Here is a 22384-nt window from a genome sequence, read left to right on the forward strand (position 1 = left end):
TTCCTATCGAGCCGCGCGGGCCGCGAGTTTGGTTTCCACGAGAGGAGGCATCCCCAGAATGCGTGTCCCAGGGCCTTTAGCCCCTTTCGTGGCGGAGAGAAGCGCGTGCTGGCGTGTGCCACCAACGATGCGCACCTGGCTCACTCCGCCTGCAAGCGCTCTTTTTGCCGCTTCAAGCTTCAGAATCATGCCGCCAGAAACTTTGCTGTGTCGGATCAAGTCTTCGACATCTCCGGCCGTGACTTTATCCAGCACTTTTTCGCCGTCGAGAACTCCTGCGACGTCCGTGAGGTAAATCAGCCGGTCCGCCTGGCAATACTCCGCCGCTGCCGCGGCCATGTGGTCCGCATTGATGTTGTAGAGCTCTCCATCCGAGCCCAGGCCGAGGCAGCACGCTACAGGAACGATCGCCGCACGCCAGAGCGAGCTAAAAAAATCGACGTTCACGCCGGTCAAATAGCCGACGTAGCCCAAGCCGCCCGCATCGCCTTCGTGAATCATCGGCTCGGCCGTGAAGCACGCCGCATCAGAGGCGCAAATGCCTACCGCCGTCTGCCCCGCAAGCGAAATAGCTCCCGCCAGGCGTTTATTGAGCAGGCCGGCGAAGACCATCACCGCGGCATCGCGCGTTTCGCGGTCCGTGACGCGCAGTCCGCCGACGAAACGGCTTGTGATTCCCATGCGCGCCAGTGTGGCTGTAAAGATCTTGCCGCCGCCATGAATCACCAGCAATTCGTGGCCGGCCTTGGCGAGGTCGGCAATCTGCCGCGCCAGCGACTTCACCGCCGCTTCGTCGTCAAGCAGCGCTCCCGCGATCTTGATCACAAGTCTCATATCAGCCCCAGCGATTCAGAGTGGTCATGCATGAGATTAAAATTTTGTACCGCCTGCCCCGCCGCGCCTTTGCCGAGATTGTCCAGGCACGCAACGACCACCAGGCGCTCGCCCGATTCATCGAGCACGAAACCGATGTCGCAGAAATTCGTCCGCGAGACGTGCTGCAATTCCGGCAGTTTTCCTGCCGCCCAGACGCGAACCATCGGCCGCCCGGCATAGAACTTGCGGTAGAGAGCTTCGACTTCATCCGCGCGCCGCGGCTCGTTGAGCCAGACGTACAGCGTCGAGAGAATTCCGCGCTCGAGAGGAAGCAGATGCGTGGTGAAAATCAGCTGCTCGCCCGGAATGCCGGAATGCTCGATCACTTCCGGCGTGTGGCGATGCGTGAAGACGCCATAGGCGCGGAAATTTTCATTCACTTCGACGAAATGCGTATCGCGCTTCGGCTCTTTGCCCGTGCCGCTGACCCCGGATTTGCAGTCGCATACGACGCCGCGGCCAGCGTGAGTCCAATTCGCTTCGGCCAGCGGCCGCAGGCCCAAAATCACGGACGTTGGATAGCAGCCCGGATTCGCAACCAACTTCGCGCCCGGGAGGTGACTGGCATAAAGCTCCGGCAGCCCATAGACAGCCTGATTCAATGCCGCACCATCTGGCGCAGGTAGCTTGTACCAACGCGAGAAAATCTGCGCTTCGCGAAAGCGGAATGCGCCACTCAGATCGACAACGCGGACGCCCGCGCTCACAAGTTCGGGAACAAGCTCGAGCGAAGCCTCGTGAGGCGTGGCGAGAAACACGGTCGCCGTACCGCTCTTCACAATGGCGTCCACTGATAGCGGGCGGCACGAAGCCTCGCCCCATCCGCGCAATTGCGGGAAAATCTCCGTAAGGCAGCGCGCCGTCGCGCCATCGCCGCGAAGATAAAAGGTCGGCTTTTCGATTTTCGGATGCCGCAGCAGAAGTCGCGCCAGTTCGAATCCAGCGTAGCCGGTTGCTCCGACCACTGCGACCCGCGAGGGGTCATTCATCGGAACAATTCCTCCATACGCTTTTGGATTGCCGCGCGCGCCGTGCGCGAAGGCGTGATGATCAGAACCGTATCGTCACCCGCGAGCGTGCCGGCGACTTCCTTCCAGTGCTCGCCATCCACGGCAGCGGCAAGAGGCTGCGCGCCGCCGGGCGGAGTTTTCAGAACAAGCATGTTCTGCGCCGGTCGCACGTCGAGGAGAAAATCCCGCAGCGCCCGCGCAAGCTGCGGCACAGGCGCAGATTCTTCCGCGGCGGCGCTCAAGGGACGGTAACCTTCCGCGGTTTTTACCAGCCGCAGCTCGCGCAAATCGCGCGAAAGCGTAGCCTGCGTCACGCGCATGCCCATCTGATTGAGCTTGCGGCGCAGGTCGTCTTGGTTGGCCACCGGCTCCGCGCCGACGAGCTTCAGAATCTGCCCCTGGCGGAATCGCTTGTGCGTACTCATCGCCATTTGGCCAGCTGTTTGAATATGCATGCTCATGCATATTTATACGAGAGCAGGAAGGGCGTGTCAACACAGAAATGCAGGAGTTCATCCGGGCGATGTCCTCGGAGGAAACGGACGTTTAAGGCCGTGGTCCGACATTCGGCGGAACAAACGCGAACGCCACGGGAAGCTTCGACGGAACTGCACGGCCATCGAATTTCGCCGGACGGAACTTCCATTTCTTGACCGCCGTGAGAGCCGTTTCCGTGAGCGACGGAATTCCACGAATCACTTTCACGGACTCGACGTTTCCGTTCGCGCTGATATTCACTTCGAGCACGACGGTGCCCCAGGAAACGCTCGTGATCGGATACACCACATCCGCAGTCATGAGAATCTGCGGCGGTTCGAATTCGGGCCGTTTTTGCGCCTGCGCGTTCAAAGCGGCTGGAGCGAGAGCGCTCAGGAGAACCACAGTGGCGAACAAGATGATGCGGCGCATAGTGCCTCCTCTGTCTTTATTTAGTTAGATGAATTGGCGCGTATCGCGGGTACACCACGGCAAGCCGTTTTCCTGAAACTTGACAGTGCGTCGCCGAATGGGTTTTGCTTGCTGCTGACTTAAGCGTTCAGCTTCGGAAAGGAATGGCATGCCTCAGCAAGTTGTCCAGCGACGCTCCCGCGGCTTCATCTGCGTGAATGCGCATCCGGAGGGCTGTCGCCGCAATGTCGATCGGCAAATCGCGGCAATCGGTTCTCAGGGGCGGCCTCCGCGGCGCGGGCCTCAAAATGTGCTTGTCATCGGTGCCTCGACGGGCTACGGGCTAGCCTCGCGTATCGCTGCCGCGTGGGGGTTCGGAGCAAAGACTTTGGGTGTTTGCCTTGAGCGTGCGCCGGAAGGAAACAAGACGGCGACAGCCGGCTTTTACAACACAGCCGCTTTTCATGAAATGGCCCGCAAAGACGGGCTTTTCGCCGCCAGCGTGAACGCCGACGCTTTTTCGGATGAGGCAAAGCGTGCAGTCGGCGACATTGCGCGCAGGGACATACAAAAATTCGACTTGATTATTTACAGTCTGGCTGCGCCGAAGCGCATTCATCCGCGTACGGGCGCGTCGTATAGCTCGGTTCTGAAGCCGATCGCCCAAGCATTTTCGAATAAAACGGTAGAGCTAGATTCTGAAAAGGTCAGCGAAGTGAAGATCCCGCCTGCGACGGAGCAGGAAATTGCCGACACAGTTGCGGTGATGGGCGGCGAAGATTGGAAGATGTGGATCGACATGCTCATGGAGCATGAACTGCTTGGCGAGCGCACTCGCACACTGGCGTATTCCTACATCGGGCCGCAAATGACCTGGCCGATTTATCGCGACGGCACAATCGGGCGAGCGAAGAAAGACCTTGAACGCGTCGCGCACGAACTGGACTCACGTTTGCGAAACCAGCTGGGCGGCGAGGCGCGCATTGCCGTGAACAAAGCGATTGTCACTCAGGCTTCCGCTGCGATTCCCGTCGTTCCGCTTTACATGAGTTTGCTTTTTCGCGTGATGAAGCAGAAGGAACTTGACGAAGGCGCACTCGAGCAGATGCGCCGCCTCTATTTCGATTTTCTCGCGGAAGATGCGACTCCTAAGTACGACGGCGAGGATCGCATTCGCCTGGACGACCGCGAGATGCGCCCCGACGTGCAGACGGAAGTCAGTTCGCTATGGCCGAGAGTGACGACGGAGAATTTGCGCGAACTGAGCGATTTTGCCGGATTTCAAAGAAACTTCCGCTCGCTCTTCGGATTCGAAGTGGATGGAGTGGACTATTCCGCGCCGGTGGAAACCATGCTGTCGTGGTAGCGCGCCGCGACTAACCTTCGTCGCTTCGAGGCTTAAAAGTGAAAAACGAGTCCTGTGGAGATTCGTCCATCGACTGACGTGGATACCAGATTTCCCGTGGGAATATCCGCCTGAATCAGGCGGATCGAGAGCAAGTCGTTTATGCGGAGGTCCGCGCCGCCGCCAAGCACCACACTGAAGTGATTGCCAATTTCTCCGGGAATGCTGAGTCGCGTGTCGCCAAGCAGGACATGCACGAATGGGGAAATGCGTTTCTTCAAGCGCAGCTCCGGCCCCACATAATATCCATGAATATTCATGTTTTTTGTTCCGAGGATCGTGCCGTAATTCGCGCTGAAGTCCGCTTTGACTCCCAAATAATCGCTGAATTTGTATTCGACGGAACCTTCCCACCCATTCATGGAAATATTAGAGGGATTTTCGTCAACGCGTAGTAAAGAGTAGCCCGTGAACACGTCAATTCTCTGAGCCTGTGTTGCCAGTGGCGCCGCCAAAAATAACCCAAAGATGAGAGCAATCTTGCGCATTGTGCTTGCCTCCGTTGTGCGCGAGTCACAGCCAGGCAAGGAATGGCTCTTTTTCGCGTGGATGCGCGCGGCGGATTCGCCTGCGGTTCTGACCCCAGAATCAGACTAACGCAGAATTCCAGCGCAAGAGCGGCCTTGCTTGCGCATGTGCGCAGACGTGCAACCGATCAGGACGGAGTTCTCGATGTAGAAATCGAAGATAGCGTGAGCAGGTGCAACAGGTTACTCAGAGGAGCGATTCGCCTGCGCCTTGGGCGATGACTTCACGCGTTTCATCACGCAAGCGGACGATTTCGTGCCAGTCGCTTTCTCCTGCGCGAGGATAAATGAGCGGTCCGAAGGTTATGGTGACGCGTCCGGGCTTCGGCAGATATGTTTTGTCGCGCAGCAGTTCGCGTGCGCCGCGCAGCGCAATCGGGCAGATTGGCCGTCCCGTGTCCACCGCGGCTTTGAAGGCTCCCAGTTGAAAGGGCCGGATGCCGGGAATCTCGGTAAATGTTCCTTCGGGATAGATGACCACGGAGTCGCCCTGGCGCAGCGCTTCGTTCACTTCCTCCGCCTGCGCGATGCGCGCCTGGGCGCTTGCGCGCTCAAAGGCAAAATGTCCGCTGCGTCTGGCAATTAAATTGACAAGCGGCATAGACGCGATTTCTCCCTTGGCCACGTAGCGCGCACGAGCGGGGAGAATCGCGAGCAGCGTCAGAATATCCAGATAGCTCGAATGATTGGGTGCAAAAATCCACGGCGCAGAGTGCGTCCATTCGCTGAGCACTTTTGATCCTTCGATCTGAACGCGAATCGCCGCGAGCCGAAGCAGAATGCGCGACGCTCTATGAACGACTCCTGCGGAGAAATTGCGGCTCCGCGTCGGAATCAAAAATGCCCAGACCAGGAATGTTGCGATGCCAAAAAGGGCGAGCGCGTAAACGCCATAGAGAATTTCAGTGCCGCGGCGGCCTACCTTCTTCGCCGCGGAAACGGCTCGCGGGAAGGCGCCATGCGCCAGCAGTTTGCCGATTTGCAACCACGCGGGCGCCGGCGCCTTAGTGAGCTTTCCCTCGAGATACAGCTTGCGCGTCTCGCTGCGGCGGAGCTTTCCGCTCGAGGTCTTTGGGATGGAATGGGCGGGAATAATCACAACGATATCGGGCGGAAGCCCCAGCGCCTCGCTGACTTCCCGCGTAATGTCTTGCGCAATTCGTTCCTGCTCCCTTAGGTCGCGCGCTTCGGCCGCGACGGCAAGTCGTTCGGTGCCGCTCGTTTTGTCGGGTACGCCGAACGCGACCACGCATCCGGTGCGAACACCCTTGACGCGTCCGGCGATTTCTTCGATCTCCTGGGGATAAAGGTTATGTCCGCCCTTGATGATGATGTCTTTGGCGCGGCCCGTGATGTAAACCTCGTCATCGGCAAGGTAGGCGAGGTCGCCGGAATCGAGCCAGCCATCTTCGCGCACCAGTTCGCGCGTTGCTTCAGGATTTCTGTAATAGCCGGAGGTAGCCGAAGGCCCGCGAAAAAACAACCGGCCTTCAACCCTCTCGCCGGCGTCTTGCCCTGCAGCGTTCACAATGCGCACTTCCATTTGCGGCAAGGGTTTGCCGGCGGAGACAAATTCGATGACACTCGCCGTATCATCCGCCACCGAAATTGCGCGTCCCTCATTCTCAAATCGCGTTCGATTGATCTGGTCCACTCGCGCTCCGCTGCCCACTGCCGGCGCTGCCACGCCAAGCGAGGCCTCGGCGAGGCCATACACCGGCAATAGAGCCTCGCGACGAAATCCATACGGCGAGAATTTCTCGACAAAGCGATCGATTGTTTCGGCGCGAACAGGCTCGGCGCCATTCAGCGCCGCGCGCCAGGAGCTCAAATCCAGTCCTTTGATATCTGTCTCTGCAATTTTTCGCACGCAAAGCTCATACGCGAAATTTGGCGCGGGACTTAGCGTGCCTCGATGATTGTGGATCGCCCAGAGCCATCGCTCCGGCCGGCTCAGAAACGCAAGAGGCGAAAGTATGGCAACGGGAATCCTGGTCGCCAGCGGGACAAACCACGCGCCGATCAGTCCCATATCGTGGTAGAGCGGCAGCCAGCTCACGGCCACATCATCCTCGTGGATGTGGACGGCTTCCCGCATAGAACGAATATTCGCAAGCAGATTCACGTGCGTCAGGACAACACCCTTCGGATTGCCTGTAGAACCAGACGTGTATTGCAGCAGTGCAATCTCATCGGCGCGGGCACGGTGTGACGCTATCTCCACGGGGCGAGTCTCCGATTCGGGCGGGGCGACAGGGCCACCGGATGAAGCCAGGCGCTCGGCCGTCACCACTGCGCGCAGCGATTTCACTTGCGGTTCGAGCAGCTTCGCCACGCTCTCTGCCCGCCGAAACGTGACGAGCAGCCTCGCCTCGGCATTTCGCAGAATTGCCGCCTGCCGCGCTGCATATTCTTCAATGCGATCGGCGCGAAATGGTGGGTAAATTGGCACGGGAATCGCCCCGGCAAGCAGAGTGCCGGCGAACGTCCAGAAGAACTCCGCCGAGGTCGGCAGCATGATGGCGACCGTCTGACCCGGAGCAATTCCGCGGCGAGTTAGCTCCGCGGCAACGGCCGTAGCGCGCGTGAAGAGCTCACCGCAGGTAATCGTGCGCGCGCCGCCGTCTTCTTCGCAGAGGTAAATATGCGCTGCATCGGCATCTGCGCGACCGCGGATGCCGATGATTTCCGTCAGCGTTTCCGCGCGGGCAAGTTTTTCGCGCAACTCTTCAGCGATTCCTTGGCAGCCAGCTTGCCGCACGACGTTCGGCGCCGCGCTGACGGCATCATAATGGCTGTCACTTTGTGCGCGGCCGGTTTGCTGCAGCACAGCTTGAGCCAGATCCGAAACCGTGTCTGCCTCCGCGACCACCGTTTCCGGGAGGTGTACGGAAAAGTATTTGTCGAGCCGCAGCATCAGTTCGACGCGCTCCAGGCTGCCCAGTCCTAAGTCGCGTTCGAGATGGGCTCCAGACTCCTTGCGGGCAAACTCTTCAAGCGCTCCTGGATTACCGAGTTCTCCCAGAAGCTGCTCGACAATCTCCCGGATGGCTTGCTCGGCGGTGGCGCGTTCGAGTTTTGTTGCAGAGGAGCTCACAAGAAATCTTCGCTGCGCCGAACGTCGCGCAGTATTCCGCTTGCTGGCTGGGACGAGGCTATCACTCCGCCGACGCGGCTTCAACAAGCGAGGCCTGCCTAAATCTCTCCTCAAAAATCTCCTCTGAAACGCGCCGGCTTTCGTGGCCGTCTGTAGCGGCGTGTGAGTGCGTGCTGTGATAGCCTCTGGTGTGGTGTCCGCCGTTTTTCGCGGGCCCAATCAGCGAGGAATTCGGGAGGGTGAGTTCGATGAAGCGATTCCACGTTCGTTCCATTCGTTTTGCTCCGTTTTTTTCCGCCGCGTTGCTGCTGGCGTTCGTATGGATTTGTCTGCCAGTAGCGAATGCACAGGGTCAAGCCGCACCGCAGACGGTGGAGTCCGCAACCGCGGGCCTGAAAATGCGCGCCATCGGTCCAGCAATTATGGGTGGCCGGATTGACGATCTCGCCGTGGACCCCACTGATCCCGAGACAATTTATCTCGGCGCCGCGGCGGGCGGTGTTTGGAAATCCACCGACGGCGGAGCGACGTGGAGTTCCACGTGGAACAACGAACCGAATCCCTCGATTGGCGCGCTCGCCGTTGCGCCTTCGAACCCCTCCACCGTCTGGGTAGGAACAGGCGAGGCCAACAATCGGCAGAGCGCATCCTGGGGCGACGGCGTTTACAAGTCGACCGATGGCGGTAGCACCTGGACACACATGGGTCTCGACGACACTCAGGCAATTGGCCGCATCGTAATTGACCCCGCGAACGCCGATGTCGTGTACGTGGCCGCCGTCGGCCATCTCTGGGGCTCGAATGAGGAGCGCGGGCTTTTCAAGACCACGGACGGCGGCAAGACCTGGAACAAAGTTCTTTACCTCAATGTGGACACCGGCGTCACCGACGTGGCCATCGATCCACAGAGCCCCACGACTCTCTATGCCGCTGCTTACGAGCGCCGCCGCACAACTTGGGGATTCAATGGAGGCGGCCCGGGAAGTGGAGTCTACAAGACCACCGATTCCGGCGCGACCTGGACCAAGCTGACCAATGGTCTGCCGACTGGCGATGACGGCAGGATCGGCCTCGCCGTTTACCGCAAGAATCCCAATATCGTCTACGCTCTGATTCAAAACGCCAATGGCGGCGTCTTCCGCAGCGAGGATAAAGGCGCGACGTGGACGAAAATGAGTTCTGACGACCCGCGCCCGTCATATTTCAGCCAGATTCGCGTCGATCCTAATAACGACCTGCGCATCTGGATGGGTGGCGTCGAGATTTCCTACTCCGAGGATGGCGGAAAGAGCTTCACCACGCAGCGCGTCAAGGACGTGCACAGCGATTTTCACGCCATCTGGATTGACCCGGAAGATTCGAGTTACATGCTGGTCGGCTGCGACGGTGGAATTTACGAAAGCCGCGACGCCGGGCGCGACTGGGATCACCTGAACGTTATGCCACTCGGCCAGGCGTATGAAGTGGGCTACGACAATCAGCAGCCGTATCACGTCTGCGCCGGTTATCAGGACAACGCCGAATGGTGTGGTCCGAGTCGCACGTGGTTTGCCGGAGGCATTCCCAATAGTGACTGGTTCATGGTTGGCGGTGGTGACGGTTTTTATGTGAAGCCGGATGCTGAGGACCCGCAGACAGTTTATACCGAATCACAGGATGGCAATGTCCAGCGCCGTGATCTTCGCACCAACGAAGCGCTAAACATTCGACCAGTGCCGAAGGAAGGCGACCCGCCGTATCGCTTCAACTGGAATTCACCTCTGCTCATTTCCATGCACGACCACAACACGATTTATTACGGCGGGAATTTTCTCTTCAAGTCCACCGATCGCGGCAACAGTTGGACGAAGCTCGGCGGCGACTTAACCACCGGCGTGGACCGCAACACGCTGCCGATTCTGGGTCAGCTTCCGACGAAAGACACGCTTTCGCTCTACGACGGCGTCGAATGGTATCCCACAATCACCACGCTCGATGAATCGCCGGTGAACGCCTCTGTTCTCTGGGTTGGCACCGACGATGGCAATCTGCAAGTTTCACGCGACGGCGGACAGAATTGGAAAAACATAGCGAGCCGCGTCCCCGGCGTGCCTCAAGGCACCTACGTTGGGCGTGTCGTGGCCTCGAAATTCAATGAAGGCACGGCTTATGTAGCCTTCGATGGGCATCGCAAGAACGATTTTCACGTCTATCTCTTCAAGACCACGAATTACGGCGAATCCTGGAAGTCCATTTCCTCCGGCATCCCGGAGGACACGGGTACTCTGCACGTGATTCGCGAGCATCCGAGCGATCCCAACGTTCTCTTCGCCGGAATGGAGTTCGGCGCGTATTTCTCCGTGGATGGCGGCGAACACTGGAACAAGATTGGCATGGGCCTGCCCACTGTGCCCGTGGATGATATTCAAGTCCAGCCTCGCGAAAACGATCTTATCCTCGCGACGCATGGCCGTTCGATTTACATTCTCGACGACATGACCCCGCTGCAGAAACTGAACTCGCAAGTACTCGGGGAAAATCTGCATCTCTTTCCTGTTCGCAACACCATCGCCTGGCATATCTATCAGAATCGCTGGTTCGAGGCGCAGCAGGTCTTCCTCGGACCGAACCCTCCGGATGGCGCGCTCATCGACTTTTACCTGAAGGCGAAGCCCGCGAAGGGAACAAACCTAAAAATCACCGTGCTCGATTCTTTCGGCAAAGAGATTCGCGAGATCGACGATACAAAGGCGGAGGCGGGCATCAATCGCGTCAATTGGGATTTGGCCTACGATCCGCCGGTGAAACCGACTCCCGAGCAGCTTGCCGCGCAGTCGCAGGGTTTCTTCGCCGGCGGGCCACGCGGCCCCATGGTCGACCCTGGAACTTACACAGTAAAGGTTTCCCTCGGGGACGATTCTCAGACACAAACCGTGCGGGTTATGGAAGATCCCCGCATTCAGATCAGCGACGCAGATCGCGCTGCGCGCCATGACTTGGTCATGCAGCTCTACGCTCTCTACAAGACCGCGGATGAAGGTCAAAAAACTGTCGCGGGCCTGAAGAAGTCCCTCACCGACACGCTGGCTGCCTGGAAAAAGCCCGGCGCTCCGAAGATTCCGGACGACATCCAGAAGCAAGCGGAAGCGCTTTCCAAGAAGGTCAACGATATCAGCGACAAATTCATTTCTGCGGCGGGATTCGGCAGCGCCGGCGGTCCTTTGCACTATACGGCTCCGCCTCTCCCGATGCGCATTGGTCGGCTGATGTTCCAGCTCGAAGGCTATTCCGCTGCGCCGACACAGCCGGAAAAAGATGAGGCCGCCGCCGTCACGCAGGGGCTGAGCCAGGCGATGGACGTTGTTCATGGTCTCGTGAATACGGACCTCGCGAACTTGAACAAGGCTCTGAACAATGCGGGCGTCCCGCACATCACGATTGAAACGGTGCAACCGCAAAGAAGGCGCGGCGAATAGCAAGAGCGTCAAACCGCGAATTATCTGGAGGATGAGCGACGGAAAACGACCGGTACGTTGGTACCAGAACCGATTGAACCTTCTGGTCTATCGACGCTCCCGGGACGTCAAGGCAGAATCACAACTGTTCGAGGCCCTGCGATGCGCCCCCCGCGTCATTTGGGTTTCGAAATTGTCTGCACCTCCATCACCCCATGCCCACGGCGGCCGGCACCCCCACCGGCCGCCTCTTTATTTTCTTTAGTGCATGTTGATCGCGTGGCGGCTCAAAATTCGCGGTATCGGCCAGGACGACATCCAAAGCAGGTAAGGCCCCGATTTCTCGGGGCCTTCCACAGATTCATGTGACAGAGCTTCTCGTACCTGCGGCTGCGGGGACGTTCGCCGCAACCAAACTTTCCACGAAAATCTCTCAGCGCGCCCGCGGCCGGTAGCTCAATTGCAGTCTCGGCCGCATGCGCAGGTGCGGTGTCAATGGCGGAGGCACGTTTCGCAGCGGTGAACCGCAATTCGAACATCGCTCCGCAAACGCCAGATCGACGCGCAGCCAGTGCCCGCGCGCTGCGCACTCCGGGTTTACGCACTGTACCGTGCGGCCGGGCAAATACGCCATTTGACTCTCCCCCGATCTCGAAGTCAAAGCGTCCGGCGCCGCGATTCCCCCACGGACCACACGCGTCGGTCGCGCCATCGAAGAATCGCCGTGGATTCTGCGCGCACCGGACTTGTGTGTCAAGAAGAAAGAACACCATATATGGTATGGACGTTGCAGAGCTTCCCTCTGCCATTTTTCTCCGCCAAGTTCTGGCCAGGCGTCTGCTTGCCCGGCGTTCACGGATCCGCCACACGCGATTCAAGTTGAGGGATTTGCCAGCCTCTTCTATAATTGTTTGATTTGTTGTGGGAGATGACAGTCAGTGCTGAAGAATCTGAGCCAGAGCAAGACAGCAGTCAAAATCGTCCTGGGCGGAGTTTTGCTCTTGATTTGCGGCGCGATGGTCATCACTCTCGCTCCCACTTCGCCTCTCGGCACAGTCGGCAGCCCTGATGCCGTGGCCACCATCGGCGGAGAAAACATAACCGCCGTTGACGTTCAGCAGGAATTTGCCCAGCAGACGCGTGGTCAGAACGTGCCTCCGGTTCTTCAGGGGATTTATCTGCGCCAGGTGCTGGACCAGATGATTTTCAAGCGCGTCCTGGCCATGGAAGCCGACCGCTTGGGCATCCAGGTTACCAATGACGAGATCACCCAGCGCATCAAACAGCTTCTTCCCACGGCCTTTATCGGCGACACTTGGGTCGGCGCCGACCGCTATGCGCAGGAAGTGCAAATGCGCACGGGCATGTCCGTGCCGCAATTCGAGGATTACGTGCGCACGGCGCTGCTCATGGAGAAGTTCAAGGATTTGGTTACAGATGGCATAACCGTTTCTCCCGGGGAATTGCAGGAGCGCTATCGCTGGCTCAATGAAAAGGTTCAGCTCGAGTATGCCGAGATCCAACCATCAGCGCTCGAATCCGCAATTAGTCCTACCGATGCCGAGCTCTCAGCTTACTTTGCCAAGAATCAATCCAAATACCAGGTGCCTGAACGGCGCTCTGCCAAGTATGCCCTTCTCGATCTGAACCAATTGAAGCAATCCATTAAAATTAGCGACGCGGACATCCAGACCTACTACCAGCAGAATATCGGCGAATACAAAGTTGAAAATCGTATTCACGTCGAGCACATCAGCTTTAATACTCTCGGCAAGACGGACGCCGAAGTCGCGCTCGCCAAGCAGCAAGCACAAAAGATTGACGATCAAGCGAAGCACGGCACGAATTTCGAGGATCTTGCCAAAAAGTACTCGGAAGATACGAACAGCAAAGCCAAGGGCGGAGACATTGGCTGGATCGTCGCCGGCCAGACCGCGCCTGCCTTCGAGAAGGCCGCTTTCGGTCTGCAGAAGGGGGGCGTTTCAGATGTCGTCCAGACGCCCTATAGCTTTGACATTATAAAGGTCGTCGATCGCGAAGACGCGCATACCAAAGCTCTTGCCGAGGTCCGCGATTCCATTATCCAGACCCTGACGCAAGAGAAAGTGAACGACGAGGAAACGGCCATCTCCGACAAGATGGCCGCAGCCATCCGGCAATCCAATCATCAGCCGATCGACGCCATTGCAAAAGAATTTAATCTCGAAACGGGTGAAACGCCGCTTGCGGACCTGAATGGTTCCGTCGGCGATTTAGGCAATTCGCAAGACCTCAAGGAAGCCCTGTTCTCATTGCATCAGGGGGAATTGAGCCAGCCGATTTCGATTGATCGTGGCTATGTCATCATCACGGTCGATAAGACTGTCTCCGCGCATCAGGGGACGCTGGCTGAGGTTCACGATCGCGTACTCGCCGACTACCGGCAGGAAAAGGCTCAAGACCTTGCCTTACAGAAGGCCACGGACCTGGCCAAGCGCGTCAAAGCGGGCGAGCCGCTCGACAAAGTTGCCAAATCGCTTGGTTTCGACGTCAAGACCACCGATCCCATCACGCGCACGAGCCAGGTCACGGATCTCGGACCCGCGAAGGACCTAGAAACGGCGTTTAGTATGTCCGTGGGTCAATCCAGCGAGCCTGTGCAGGTTGCAGGAAACTGGATCGTGTATCAAGTAAAGTCGAAGCAAGAGGTGAATCCCGACGATTTTGCGAAGGCCAAGGCCGATCTCGAGCAGCAAATTCTCACCGATAAGCAAAATGTCGCCTTCGAGGCCTTCCACGATGCTCTAATGAAGCGCTATCAAGAGCAAGGAAAGCTCGTCTTCAACGAAGCAAATTTGAAGGTTCTCACAACTCCAGCATCTAGCTAACTATAACAAATTATTAGCTTTATAATCGGAGCCCTCGCTGTGATTTTGTGCTTGCTTCCCCCATTCCCGTCGTCTAGCATATTTCTTCTGCAGCGCAAGGCCCTGTAGCCAACGGGGCGCGGTCGACCGAGATACCTCGTCCTGCCCGTTTGTACGACCTACGGATGGAATGATGAGAGTTGCCGATTCCGACGAGTCATCAGGTCTCTCCTTCGGTTACAAAAAGTGACATTCAAGACTAGAGAATCAAACGATCAGACGGCTTCCCCAGAACTGAGGACCATTATGAGCCAGAATCAAAAGACGATCATTCACCGCAACGAGTACCGTTGCTGCATAGAAGTCAATCAGAACGGAAGATATTCCGTTCGCATTCAGGCCGCCTTTGGGCGCGAAACGTGGTCTTTGCCTGTCTTCTTTCTTGTGTCGTCGTTTGACGTTGCGATGAAGAAGCTGGAAGAGGCCCTTCAGCTCTTGCAGAAGAACGAGGATCGCCTTTGGTTTTGGGGCGTCGAGCGCAGTGACGACCCCAAGCTCACGGGCGAAATGCTCGCCGAGCTTGGCTTGCATTTTGACCGCCGCCGCGATTTTCCGCGCCGCGCTGCGAGTTTCGTGGTCCCGGCCCGCCGGCCGGTCTCGGCATTTCGTTTGGCACAGGCGCGCCACATACTGGCGGAGTCCATCAGTTCGGGCAGAACGGCCCTGGCAAGCGACTGATCCTGGTGCGTTGACGACCGTCTAGCCGCGCAGTTTTCGCGCAGGATTTGAGCCTTCGGGTGTCCGTCCGCTCCCTTGGCTATTTCGAACGGATAATCACTTCGCCGTGCGCGACCACATGGTCATTGATGGATAGTTGATATTTGTAGGATCCTGCGACAATCCCCGCGCGAGGCGCCCCGCTCATCAATCGCATCCCGGCGGGCGCCTCGAAGACGTTCGAAGAAAAGGGGCATCGCTGCGGATCGAATTCCACGCGCAGTTTTCCGCCAGCCGCAAACCATGCGACCTGGTCGCCGCTCTCGACGACCACGACTTCCGGCAAGGCTCCAACGAACACGAGTTTTTCGGTCATATTTTCGCGCGCCGGCAATAATTCTTCCGGTGCGAGCCTCGAAACATAGCATACCGTCTTGCGATTTACACGCTTTGTGCTTGCCCCCAGGCAAAGTCCGCATCGCTCAGTTGCTATAAATCGCGAGCTGACCGAGTATCTCCCGCAGGCGCGCCAGCGTAAATGGCTTCGGAAGGATCGGGACACCCTCGAGTTCGACCTGGGCTTTGTCTGAATCCGCCAGGTTGCCGGTCATGAGCAAAAACCGCCGCGCAAGCTCAGGCCTTCTCTCGCGGAGTTTGCGCAGCACGGAAAGGCCGTCGAGCCCCGGCATCTTCAAGTCGCACAGAACAGCATCAAAGTCGACGCCCTCCAAGTGCTTCTCCAGTTGCGTGGAATCTTGCAACGTGACGACCGTCGCTCCGGATTTGCCGAGGACCGTCGAAACCAAATTGAGAATGTCAGACTCATCGTCAATCACAAGAAATCGCTGCGATGCGCCCGGGTCCGCGGCCACCAGCTTTTCCTCTCTCTGCCAGTTTTTCTCCTCGGAGACCGCTGCCTGTCCGTCACCGAGAAGCGGCAGCAGCACGCACATTTTTGTGCCCTTGCCCGGTTCGCTTTCGACAGTGATTTCTCCCTGATGTTGTTCAACGATGCCGTGGCAAATGCTCAGCCCGAGCCCTGTTCCTTTTCCGCTTTGTCGACTCGTAAAAAATGGATCGAAAATATGATCGCGAATTTCTGCGGGCATGCCGCATCCGTCATCCTCCAAGGAGATTCGCGCCTTGCCGCAAACGATCCCGCACTCCAGGCAAATCTCGCCTCGCTCCCGTGAGTCTCGAATCGCTTGTTCCGCATTCAAGGCCAGTTGCAACATCACCTGCAGCAGGGAATCCGCATCGCCATTAATCCAGATTGGATTTTCCCCACGCGTATAGCGAATCTGGACGTTATTCGCGGCCAGCTGATAAGAACGCACCTCGAGCAGACGATCCGGAATGACCCGTAGGTCCATACGGTGCAGCTTTTGCGGCGCACGGCGGGAAAATTGATTCAGGCTCGCGACTACGCGCCGCAATCTCAGCGCTTCGACGCGAATGGTCTGGACATGCTCGCGCGTTGCAGATTCGAGCTTGGGGTGCGATAGGACTACCTCACTGAACCCTAGAATGGAGGTCAGCGGGTTATTGATCTCGTGCGCAACGCCGGAGACCAATTGTCCCAGCGAGGCCAGCTTTGCCGCCCGCAAAAGATCTTTGTGGGCCGCTTCGAGCTGCGTCGCGCGATGGCGGACTTTTTCTTCCAGTGAGTCGCGCATGTCGCGAAGCTCCGCGGCCATGGACAAGAACGCCGTGGTCACCGACCCAAGCTCGATGGTGTCTGGCACCTCGCCTTTGACGTCCAGATTTCCGCTTTTTACTTCCATCACCATGCGCCGCAATTGGTCGAGGGGGTTCCAAATGTGCCGGCGCCGCACATGGTGAAAATACAAAAGAATCAGCACAGGGAAAAAACCAAGAATCAGCACGAATGTGCGTACTAGCTCGTTGTAGTGGTCCATGCGGCTCGTAGCATTCGTCAAGTCCTCGAATTGCTTTTCCTGAATCAGGCGAAGGGCATCTTGGATATTCCCCTCCTCGATTGGAATCTGTTCGGAGGCAGCGTCGTCCGCTTTCGAAACGTTTTGTATCGACGCGAGGTGATCCGTGATCCGCAATAGGCGGTTTTGCCACGGTGCAATCGTTTTCGCTTCTTGCTGGCTTTCCGCTGGCGAAGATGGATCTTCCAATTGTTTTTCTATGGTGCGAAGCTCGATGGCAGAATTTCGGTATTCGACGAGCAAATCTGGCGTACATGTGCCATAACAACGCCAAAAGCTTAGGATCGTTAGATCGAACGCCGCCCGGTATTTAGAGTGAAGCTCGATCCGCCGGTGAAGCGTTGTGAGAGTAGAGCCTACCGCGGACCTCATTAATATTGTCGCCCCCATAACAGCAGTCATGAGAATCAGTGCGAGAATGACGGCAGCGCCTTCCATCAGGATGAACCGGCTCTGCATCAACGTTGGTTTCGGAGTTAGACGAGGCCGCAGGTCATCTGAGGAAGGCTGAGGGGTAGGGACACGTGGAGCCATGTCTTGATGCGTCGCACATTGCATGCCAAAGGAAAATGAATCGCCGCTGAAGGCTCTTGTACTTGCGGAGGCCTAACGAGGCGCTAGTTCGGATTTGGCCCGAATGGGAAATAGGTGCACCGCTATGGCACAGCCACGGCATTAGTTTCTTGAGCTGGGTTCACCCAAGGCGATTTCGCTTTGCGTTCTCTGCCACCCGCATCAGGACTGACCCAGAATCGCCTCGGTTATATGTCGCGCCGATATGCCGAACGCATCGATCAGCTCTTCGGGTTTGCCTGAGTGCGGCATTCCATTTACGGCAAGTTTCGTATATTTCTTGGGTGCTGTTCCGGCCTCCACTAATGCCGGAATCACTGCTTCTCCCAAACCGCCCTCCGGATAATGATCCTCCACGGTGACAAGGCAGCCGCCTGCGGCATTCAATTGCCTGGCAATTTCTTTTCCATCAATCGGCTTGACGCAATACAAATCCAAAACACGAATGCTCACGCCATGATTCTTCAGTTCCTCACACGCCTTCAACGCTTCATGAACGGTAATCCCTGCCCCAATCACCAAAGCACGATCGTTTTCGCTTTGCCGCAAGACCTTGAATCCCGGCACAGGGAACTTGTCCGCCGCGGAATAGAGCAAGGCCGTCTTCGGCCGCGATGTGCGAATGTAGGTAATTCCCGGAAGACGCGCGGCTTCTTCCGTAAGCCGTTCCGCCGAATACGCATCTGAAGGATATAAAACCACGGAGCTGTGAATTGCCCGGAATGCGGCGATGTCTTCCAGCGCCATCTGCGACGGCCCATCTTCGCCAATCGAAACGCCGCAGTGCGATCCGCAAAGTTTGATGGGACTGCGGCTGATTGCCGCCATGCGCACCTGGTCGTACGCGCGCGCGAGGAAACACGCAAAGGATGAAAGGAATGGCACTTTGCCGCGCGCCGCCAGGCCCACGCCAACGCTGACCATATTTTGTTCCGCGATGTACCCCTGATAGAAACGCTCCGGATACGCGTTGCCAAAAATCTCGGCGAAAGTGGAGTTCTTTACATCGCCATCCACAGCCACCACGTGTGGATTGATCGCTCCAATTCGCTTCAGGGCGGCTCCGTATGCTTCGCGCGTCGCCACCAAATCATCCGACTTGTAGCTCGGCGCAGGCAGTTCGGCGAAATCCGGCGGCTGGGGCAAATTGGTTCTCTCGTAGGAGCGGCCGGAATCGGCGGACACGTCAATTGGCCCGCCCATTTCTTCGATGGCCTTCGCAAGCTGCTCCTTCGAAAGCGCCTTGCCATGCCAGCCGTCTTTGTCAGCTAGGAAGCTGACGCCATGACCTTTGAGCGTGCGCGCAATGATTGCCTGCGGGCGGCCTTTCGCCGCTTTCGCGCGATCCAGAGCAGCCAGAATCGCGGCGATGTCATGTCCGTTGATCACTTGGGCGTCCCAGCCTTCAGATTCGAATTTTCTGCGATAGATTTCCGTGTCGTGCTTGTACATCGTCCGATCGCTCTGGCCCAGGGCATTGATGTCCGCAATGGCAATCAAATGATCGATCGCGTAGTGTCCTGCGAATGCCGCGCCTTCCCATACGCTTCCTTCCGCCAGCTCGCCGTCGCCCAGCAGGACGTAGACGCGCGTGTCAAGCTTATCCATCCTTGCGCCAATCGCCAGACCTGCGCCGACCGAGAGCCCCTGGCCCAGCGAGCCTGTTGCGGCGTCAACGCCCGGAATCCGCGGCGTCGGATGGCCTTCCAGTTCGCTTGAAAATTGCCGCAGCGTCATCACGCGCGAATCGGGAAACACGCCCGCTTCCGCCAGTGCGGCATAAAGCAGCGGTGCCGCGTGTCCCTTGGAAAGAACGAAACGGTCGCTCTCCGGTCCATTCGGATTCTTCGGGTCGAATTTCATGGCGTAGAAAAAAACGCCCGCTGTGAGCTCAGCTGCGGACAGGCAGGACGTTGGATGGCCGGAGCCCGCGGCAGTTGTGGACATCATCGACAGAATCGCAAGCCGCCGGGCCTTCTCGCGGATCGCATCAATCGTCGATGAAGACGGGGCTGGCTGTGACGTTACACTCATGAATCCTCCCCCAGGCGAGTCTATCGCCGATTTTACTACTGTCCCTTAAACCGAACCCGCGAAATGACGCTTCTTTAGAGAAAAAAAAGCTATCGCAAGAATGCCATGCGACCGGTGTCTAATTCACTTCGCGTCCAAATTTGATTCCGTGCGCCTCGGGACCAAGAGCGACGGTAATCGCCCCGGCGACAAGTACAATCGCTGCGAAAATTCCCATGGCATGTCCATAGTTGATCCGCTTTGCCAAGTACGCTTCGATGGTTGGACTGAAAGACGCGATCAGCACTCCCAACTGATAAGCAAACCCCGGGAAAAAACCCCGCAGCCTGTCTGGCGAAAGCTCATTGATGTGCGCGGGGATCACGCCCCACGCGCCTTGCACCATGAATTGCATGAAGAACGCGCCGACTAGAATCACAGCAAAGTTCGGCGCAGCGATCCACGCAGGAATCAATACAACTCCCGAAACGAGGGCCAGGATCATAGCGCGACGGCGTCCACGGCGATCGGAATAAAGGCCCACGAGAATCCCTCCGGTTATTGCGCCAACCATCGACATCGCTGCGACCAATGCTGTGGTGCCCGTAGAATAGCCACGCTGGGACTGAAGGAACGTCGGGTACAAGTCTTGTGTTCCGTGGGAAATGAAATTCACCAATGCCATGAGCGCCACGAGATAGACGAAACGCTTCCAATTTTTGAAAATAGCCTTCCTGTAGGACTGCCAATCGCTGCGTGCCGCCGTTTCTGTCCAGGCGGCGCTCTCTTTCACTTTCAGCAAGATGAAAACCGTCAGCAGAGCGGGCAGCGCGCCGACAAAAAACATCGCTCGCCAGCCAAAATGAGGAAAGATCAGCCAGTACGCCACGGCCGCAAGCAAGTTGCCAAGCGCATAGCCTTCCTGCAGCAAACCTGAAATGACTCCACGCCATTCCGCAGGGACGGATTCCAATGCCAGCGAAGCTCCCACGCCCCATTCGCCTCCCATGCCGATTCCGTAGAGCAGTCGCAGAACAATGAAGACCGAGTAGCTGGGCGCGAATCCGGAAAGAACCTCGATGACTGAGTAAAACAGGATATCAATGATCAAAGGCAGGCGGCGCCCAAAACGATCCGCAAGGAGTCCAAAAATGAAGGCGCCAATCGGACGCGTAAAAAGACTGGCGGCGACAGCGAAAGTGATGTCAAGGACGCTGCGGTGAAATTCTTTGCCGATCGGCACAACGATAAACGTCAGCACGAAAAAATCGAACGCATCCAGCGTCCAACCGAGGAAGCAAGAGATCACAGCATTTCGTTGGTTCGCGCGATCGGCGAAGGATCCCGTACCCGTCATGTTCGGGCGCGAATGTTAGGCTAAGGGAAGCGAGAACGCAATCGAAGGAACGGCTATTTTCGCAGGCGATCTAAGCCTGCAAACAAAAACACTGCGATCACCGCATTGACGGTCGACGCGATCAGCAGGTGGACGCTGAAGAATGGCACCGGACGGTCGAGCAGAAGATGGCATGTGAAGGCATAAATGATCTGGTGGACGTGAAAAAAAAGGAACATGAGGATGAGCCGGCTGAGGGGATGTTCCGTATCGAGTCGTGCCCCGACCGACGATGCCAGATAGCCGATGCATCCTTTGGCAATCCCGTAGAGGCCGATCGGCGCGAGGCTCAAGCCGTCTTGCAGAAGGCCCACGATCACGCCCAAAAACAGTCCCGAAACCGAATTCCTGCGGCTCAATCCGAAATAGACAACCGCCAGCAGCGGCAATTCCAGCACTTGAAAACGCGGCGTGAATTTATTCAGAAACGCTTCCGTGACCAGTGCCAGAAAACACACGATGATCACAGTGCCGCCGTAGAATTTGTGAACTTCGATGTGTTGTGTTTCGGAGTCGATTCGGACCGTCATCGGTTCTCTCGCATCATGCGCGCGCTCACTGCTGCTCCTGCGGCGGGTTCGTTCCCGTCGGTTTTTTCACGGGAGCCGCGGACTTCGTTTCTTTCGAATTATGCGCCGGAGCAGCATCGCTCGGTGCAACGGGAGTGGAGCTCTTCGAAATGATAGGTGGGGTCAGGGCATTCGCACCGGAACCTGTTACGGGAGCCCCAGCCGCCTCACTCGGCCGCGTCGTCAGCGGTTGTTGCGTCAGCAGCACCAAAACTTCTTCCAGTCTGTCGAGATGCGCCGCCGGCTGCACTTCAATGGTTTGAAATGGCAATCCGGATTTCGTCGAAACGACGGTGCCAACCGGAATATCTTTGGGAAAGATGCGGTCTTCTCCGGAAGTCAGGACCTTTTCTCCGTCCGGCACTTTTTCGTCACTGGTGACGTAGTCCATCCAAAGCAATGGATCGCCGGTTCCTTTGACCACTCCATGCGTTCGTGTGTTGGCCAGCAGTGCGCCAACGCCGCTCTCTTTGTCGCTGATGAGCAGCACTTGCGAAGTGGAGGAAAGCGCCTCGAAAATTTTGCCCACTGCTCCATCGGGTGTGATGACTGCCATGTTCTTGCGGATTCCTTCCCGCGCTCCCCGATTGATGAATATCGTCTCGCTGGTGGAATCCGCGCCGGCTCCAATCACCTCAGCCGCGACCATCGCTATGCTGGCATTCGCTTGCCGGAAGCCGAGCAAGCGCGAGAGACGCTCCGCCTCGGCGGAACGGCCTTCGAGCTCCTGATTCTTCAGGCGAAGCTGTTCGACTTCCTGAGTGAGTTGCTGGTTTTCCGTGTGCGCGTGGCGCAGGTCGATGTAACCGTACCAGACGCCCGCGATTTTCGAAATGCCATAAGTGCCCGCGCGCTGCAAGGGCGTCAGCAGCTCGATGGACCAAACGCGAATCAGCAGCACGTGGCGTTCGCCTCGCGTCTGCTTGACCTGAAAAGCAAGCAACAGCACCTGCGCCAGAGTTACAGCGACAAGGAGAACCAGCGGCCGGTGGCGGGCAGGGACATCCATAATTTTTTAGAGGCTTAGGGCTGGAACCTCGAAACTTAAAAGTCGCGAAATCTCAATTCCGCGGGT

16 protein-coding genes are annotated in these 22384 nt (G+C 57.6%); 4 read left to right on the forward strand and 12 right to left on the reverse strand.

What is annotated here, in order from left to right; all coding sequences use genetic code 11:
• Nucleotides 1-3: 3 nt before the first annotated feature.
• The 4 genes from argB to VGR81_04455 all read right to left on the reverse strand — a co-directional run bounded on the left by argB (nt 4) and on the right by VGR81_04455 (nt 2795).
• Nucleotides 4-834 (reverse strand): acetylglutamate kinase, encoded by an 831-nt coding sequence (gene argB, locus VGR81_04440; GenBank protein HEV2288182.1) that lies wholly within the window; start codon nt 832-834, stop codon nt 4-6.
• Nucleotides 831-1865 carry an N-acetyl-gamma-glutamyl-phosphate reductase gene (gene argC, locus VGR81_04445; protein ID HEV2288183.1) on the reverse strand — a complete coding sequence of 345 codons (1035 nt, stop codon included), beginning with the start codon at nt 1863-1865 and terminating at the stop codon, nt 831-833. The genes argB and argC overlap by 4 nt, the downstream gene beginning before the upstream one ends.
• A complete protein-coding gene (locus VGR81_04450) occupies nt 1862-2347 on the reverse strand; it encodes a hypothetical protein (protein ID HEV2288184.1) in 486 nt (161 codons plus the stop codon). Before VGR81_04450 ends, argC begins: the two co-directional genes overlap by 4 nt.
• Nucleotides 2348-2432: 85 nt before the next feature.
• Nucleotides 2433-2795, reverse strand: a complete 363-nt coding sequence (locus VGR81_04455) for an energy transducer TonB (GenBank protein ID HEV2288185.1) — start codon at nt 2793-2795, stop codon at nt 2433-2435.
• A gap of 148 nt (nt 2796-2943) precedes the next feature.
• On the opposite strand from VGR81_04455, the gene fabV reads away from it, so the two are divergent.
• Nucleotides 2944-4140 (forward strand): enoyl-ACP reductase FabV, encoded by a 1197-nt coding sequence (gene fabV, locus VGR81_04460; protein HEV2288186.1) that lies wholly within the window; start codon nt 2944-2946, stop codon nt 4138-4140.
• Between the two features lie 32 nt (nt 4141-4172).
• On the opposite strand, the gene VGR81_04465 is transcribed toward fabV, so the two are convergent.
• Nucleotides 4173-4667, reverse strand: a complete 495-nt coding sequence (locus VGR81_04465) for an outer membrane beta-barrel protein (protein ID HEV2288187.1) — start codon at nt 4665-4667, stop codon at nt 4173-4175.
• A gap of 226 nt (nt 4668-4893) precedes the next feature.
• Nucleotides 4894-7803, reverse strand: coding sequence for an AMP-binding protein (locus VGR81_04470; GenBank protein HEV2288188.1), 2910 nt, complete (start codon nt 7801-7803; stop codon nt 4894-4896).
• Between the two features lie 248 nt (nt 7804-8051).
• On the opposite strand from VGR81_04470, the gene VGR81_04475 reads away from it, so the two are divergent.
• The 3 genes from VGR81_04475 to VGR81_04485 all read left to right on the forward strand — a co-directional run bounded on the left by VGR81_04475 (nt 8052) and on the right by VGR81_04485 (nt 14821).
• A complete protein-coding gene (locus VGR81_04475; GenBank protein HEV2288189.1) occupies nt 8052-11258 on the forward strand; it encodes a hypothetical protein in 3207 nt (1068 codons plus the stop codon).
• 917 nt (nt 11259-12175) lie between these two features.
• Nucleotides 12176-14104 (forward strand): peptidyl-prolyl cis-trans isomerase, encoded by a 1929-nt coding sequence (locus tag VGR81_04480; protein HEV2288190.1) that lies wholly within the window; start codon nt 12176-12178, stop codon nt 14102-14104.
• A gap of 285 nt (nt 14105-14389) precedes the next feature.
• Nucleotides 14390-14821, forward strand: a complete 432-nt coding sequence (locus VGR81_04485; protein HEV2288191.1) for a hypothetical protein — start codon at nt 14390-14392, stop codon at nt 14819-14821.
• A gap of 79 nt (nt 14822-14900) precedes the next feature.
• Here VGR81_04485 and VGR81_04490 read toward each other — a convergent pair whose 3' ends face one another.
• The 6 genes from VGR81_04490 to mreC form a co-directional block, all read right to left on the reverse strand.
• Nucleotides 14901-15176: a hypothetical protein gene (locus tag VGR81_04490; protein ID HEV2288192.1), complete on the reverse strand. Its 276-nt coding sequence runs from the start codon at nt 15174-15176 to the stop codon at nt 14901-14903.
• A 106-nt stretch (nt 15177-15282) separates the two neighbouring features.
• Nucleotides 15283-16947 carry an ATP-binding protein gene (locus tag VGR81_04495; GenBank protein HEV2288193.1) on the reverse strand — a complete coding sequence of 555 codons (1665 nt, stop codon included), beginning with the start codon at nt 16945-16947 and terminating at the stop codon, nt 15283-15285.
• 546 nt (nt 16948-17493) lie between these two features.
• Nucleotides 17494-19365 carry a transketolase gene (locus VGR81_04500; protein ID HEV2288194.1) on the reverse strand — a complete coding sequence of 624 codons (1872 nt, stop codon included), beginning with the start codon at nt 19363-19365 and terminating at the stop codon, nt 17494-17496.
• 118 nt (nt 19366-19483) lie between these two features.
• On the reverse strand, nt 19484-20653 hold the full coding sequence (locus tag VGR81_04505; protein ID HEV2288195.1) for an MFS transporter: 1170 nt from the start codon (nt 20651-20653) through the stop codon (nt 19484-19486).
• Between the two features lie 101 nt (nt 20654-20754).
• Nucleotides 20755-21270, reverse strand: a complete 516-nt coding sequence (gene mreD / locus VGR81_04510) for a rod shape-determining protein MreD (protein HEV2288196.1) — start codon at nt 21268-21270, stop codon at nt 20755-20757.
• A gap of 25 nt (nt 21271-21295) precedes the next feature.
• Entirely contained in the window at nt 21296-22318 is a 1023-nt protein-coding gene (gene mreC / locus VGR81_04515; protein HEV2288197.1) for a rod shape-determining protein MreC, read from the reverse strand.
• Nucleotides 22319-22384 lie beyond the last annotated feature (66 nt).

The organism is Candidatus Acidiferrales bacterium (genome assembly GCA_035934015.1).
Classification (GTDB): Bacteria; Acidobacteriota; Terriglobia; order Acidiferrales; family UBA7541; genus DAHUXN01.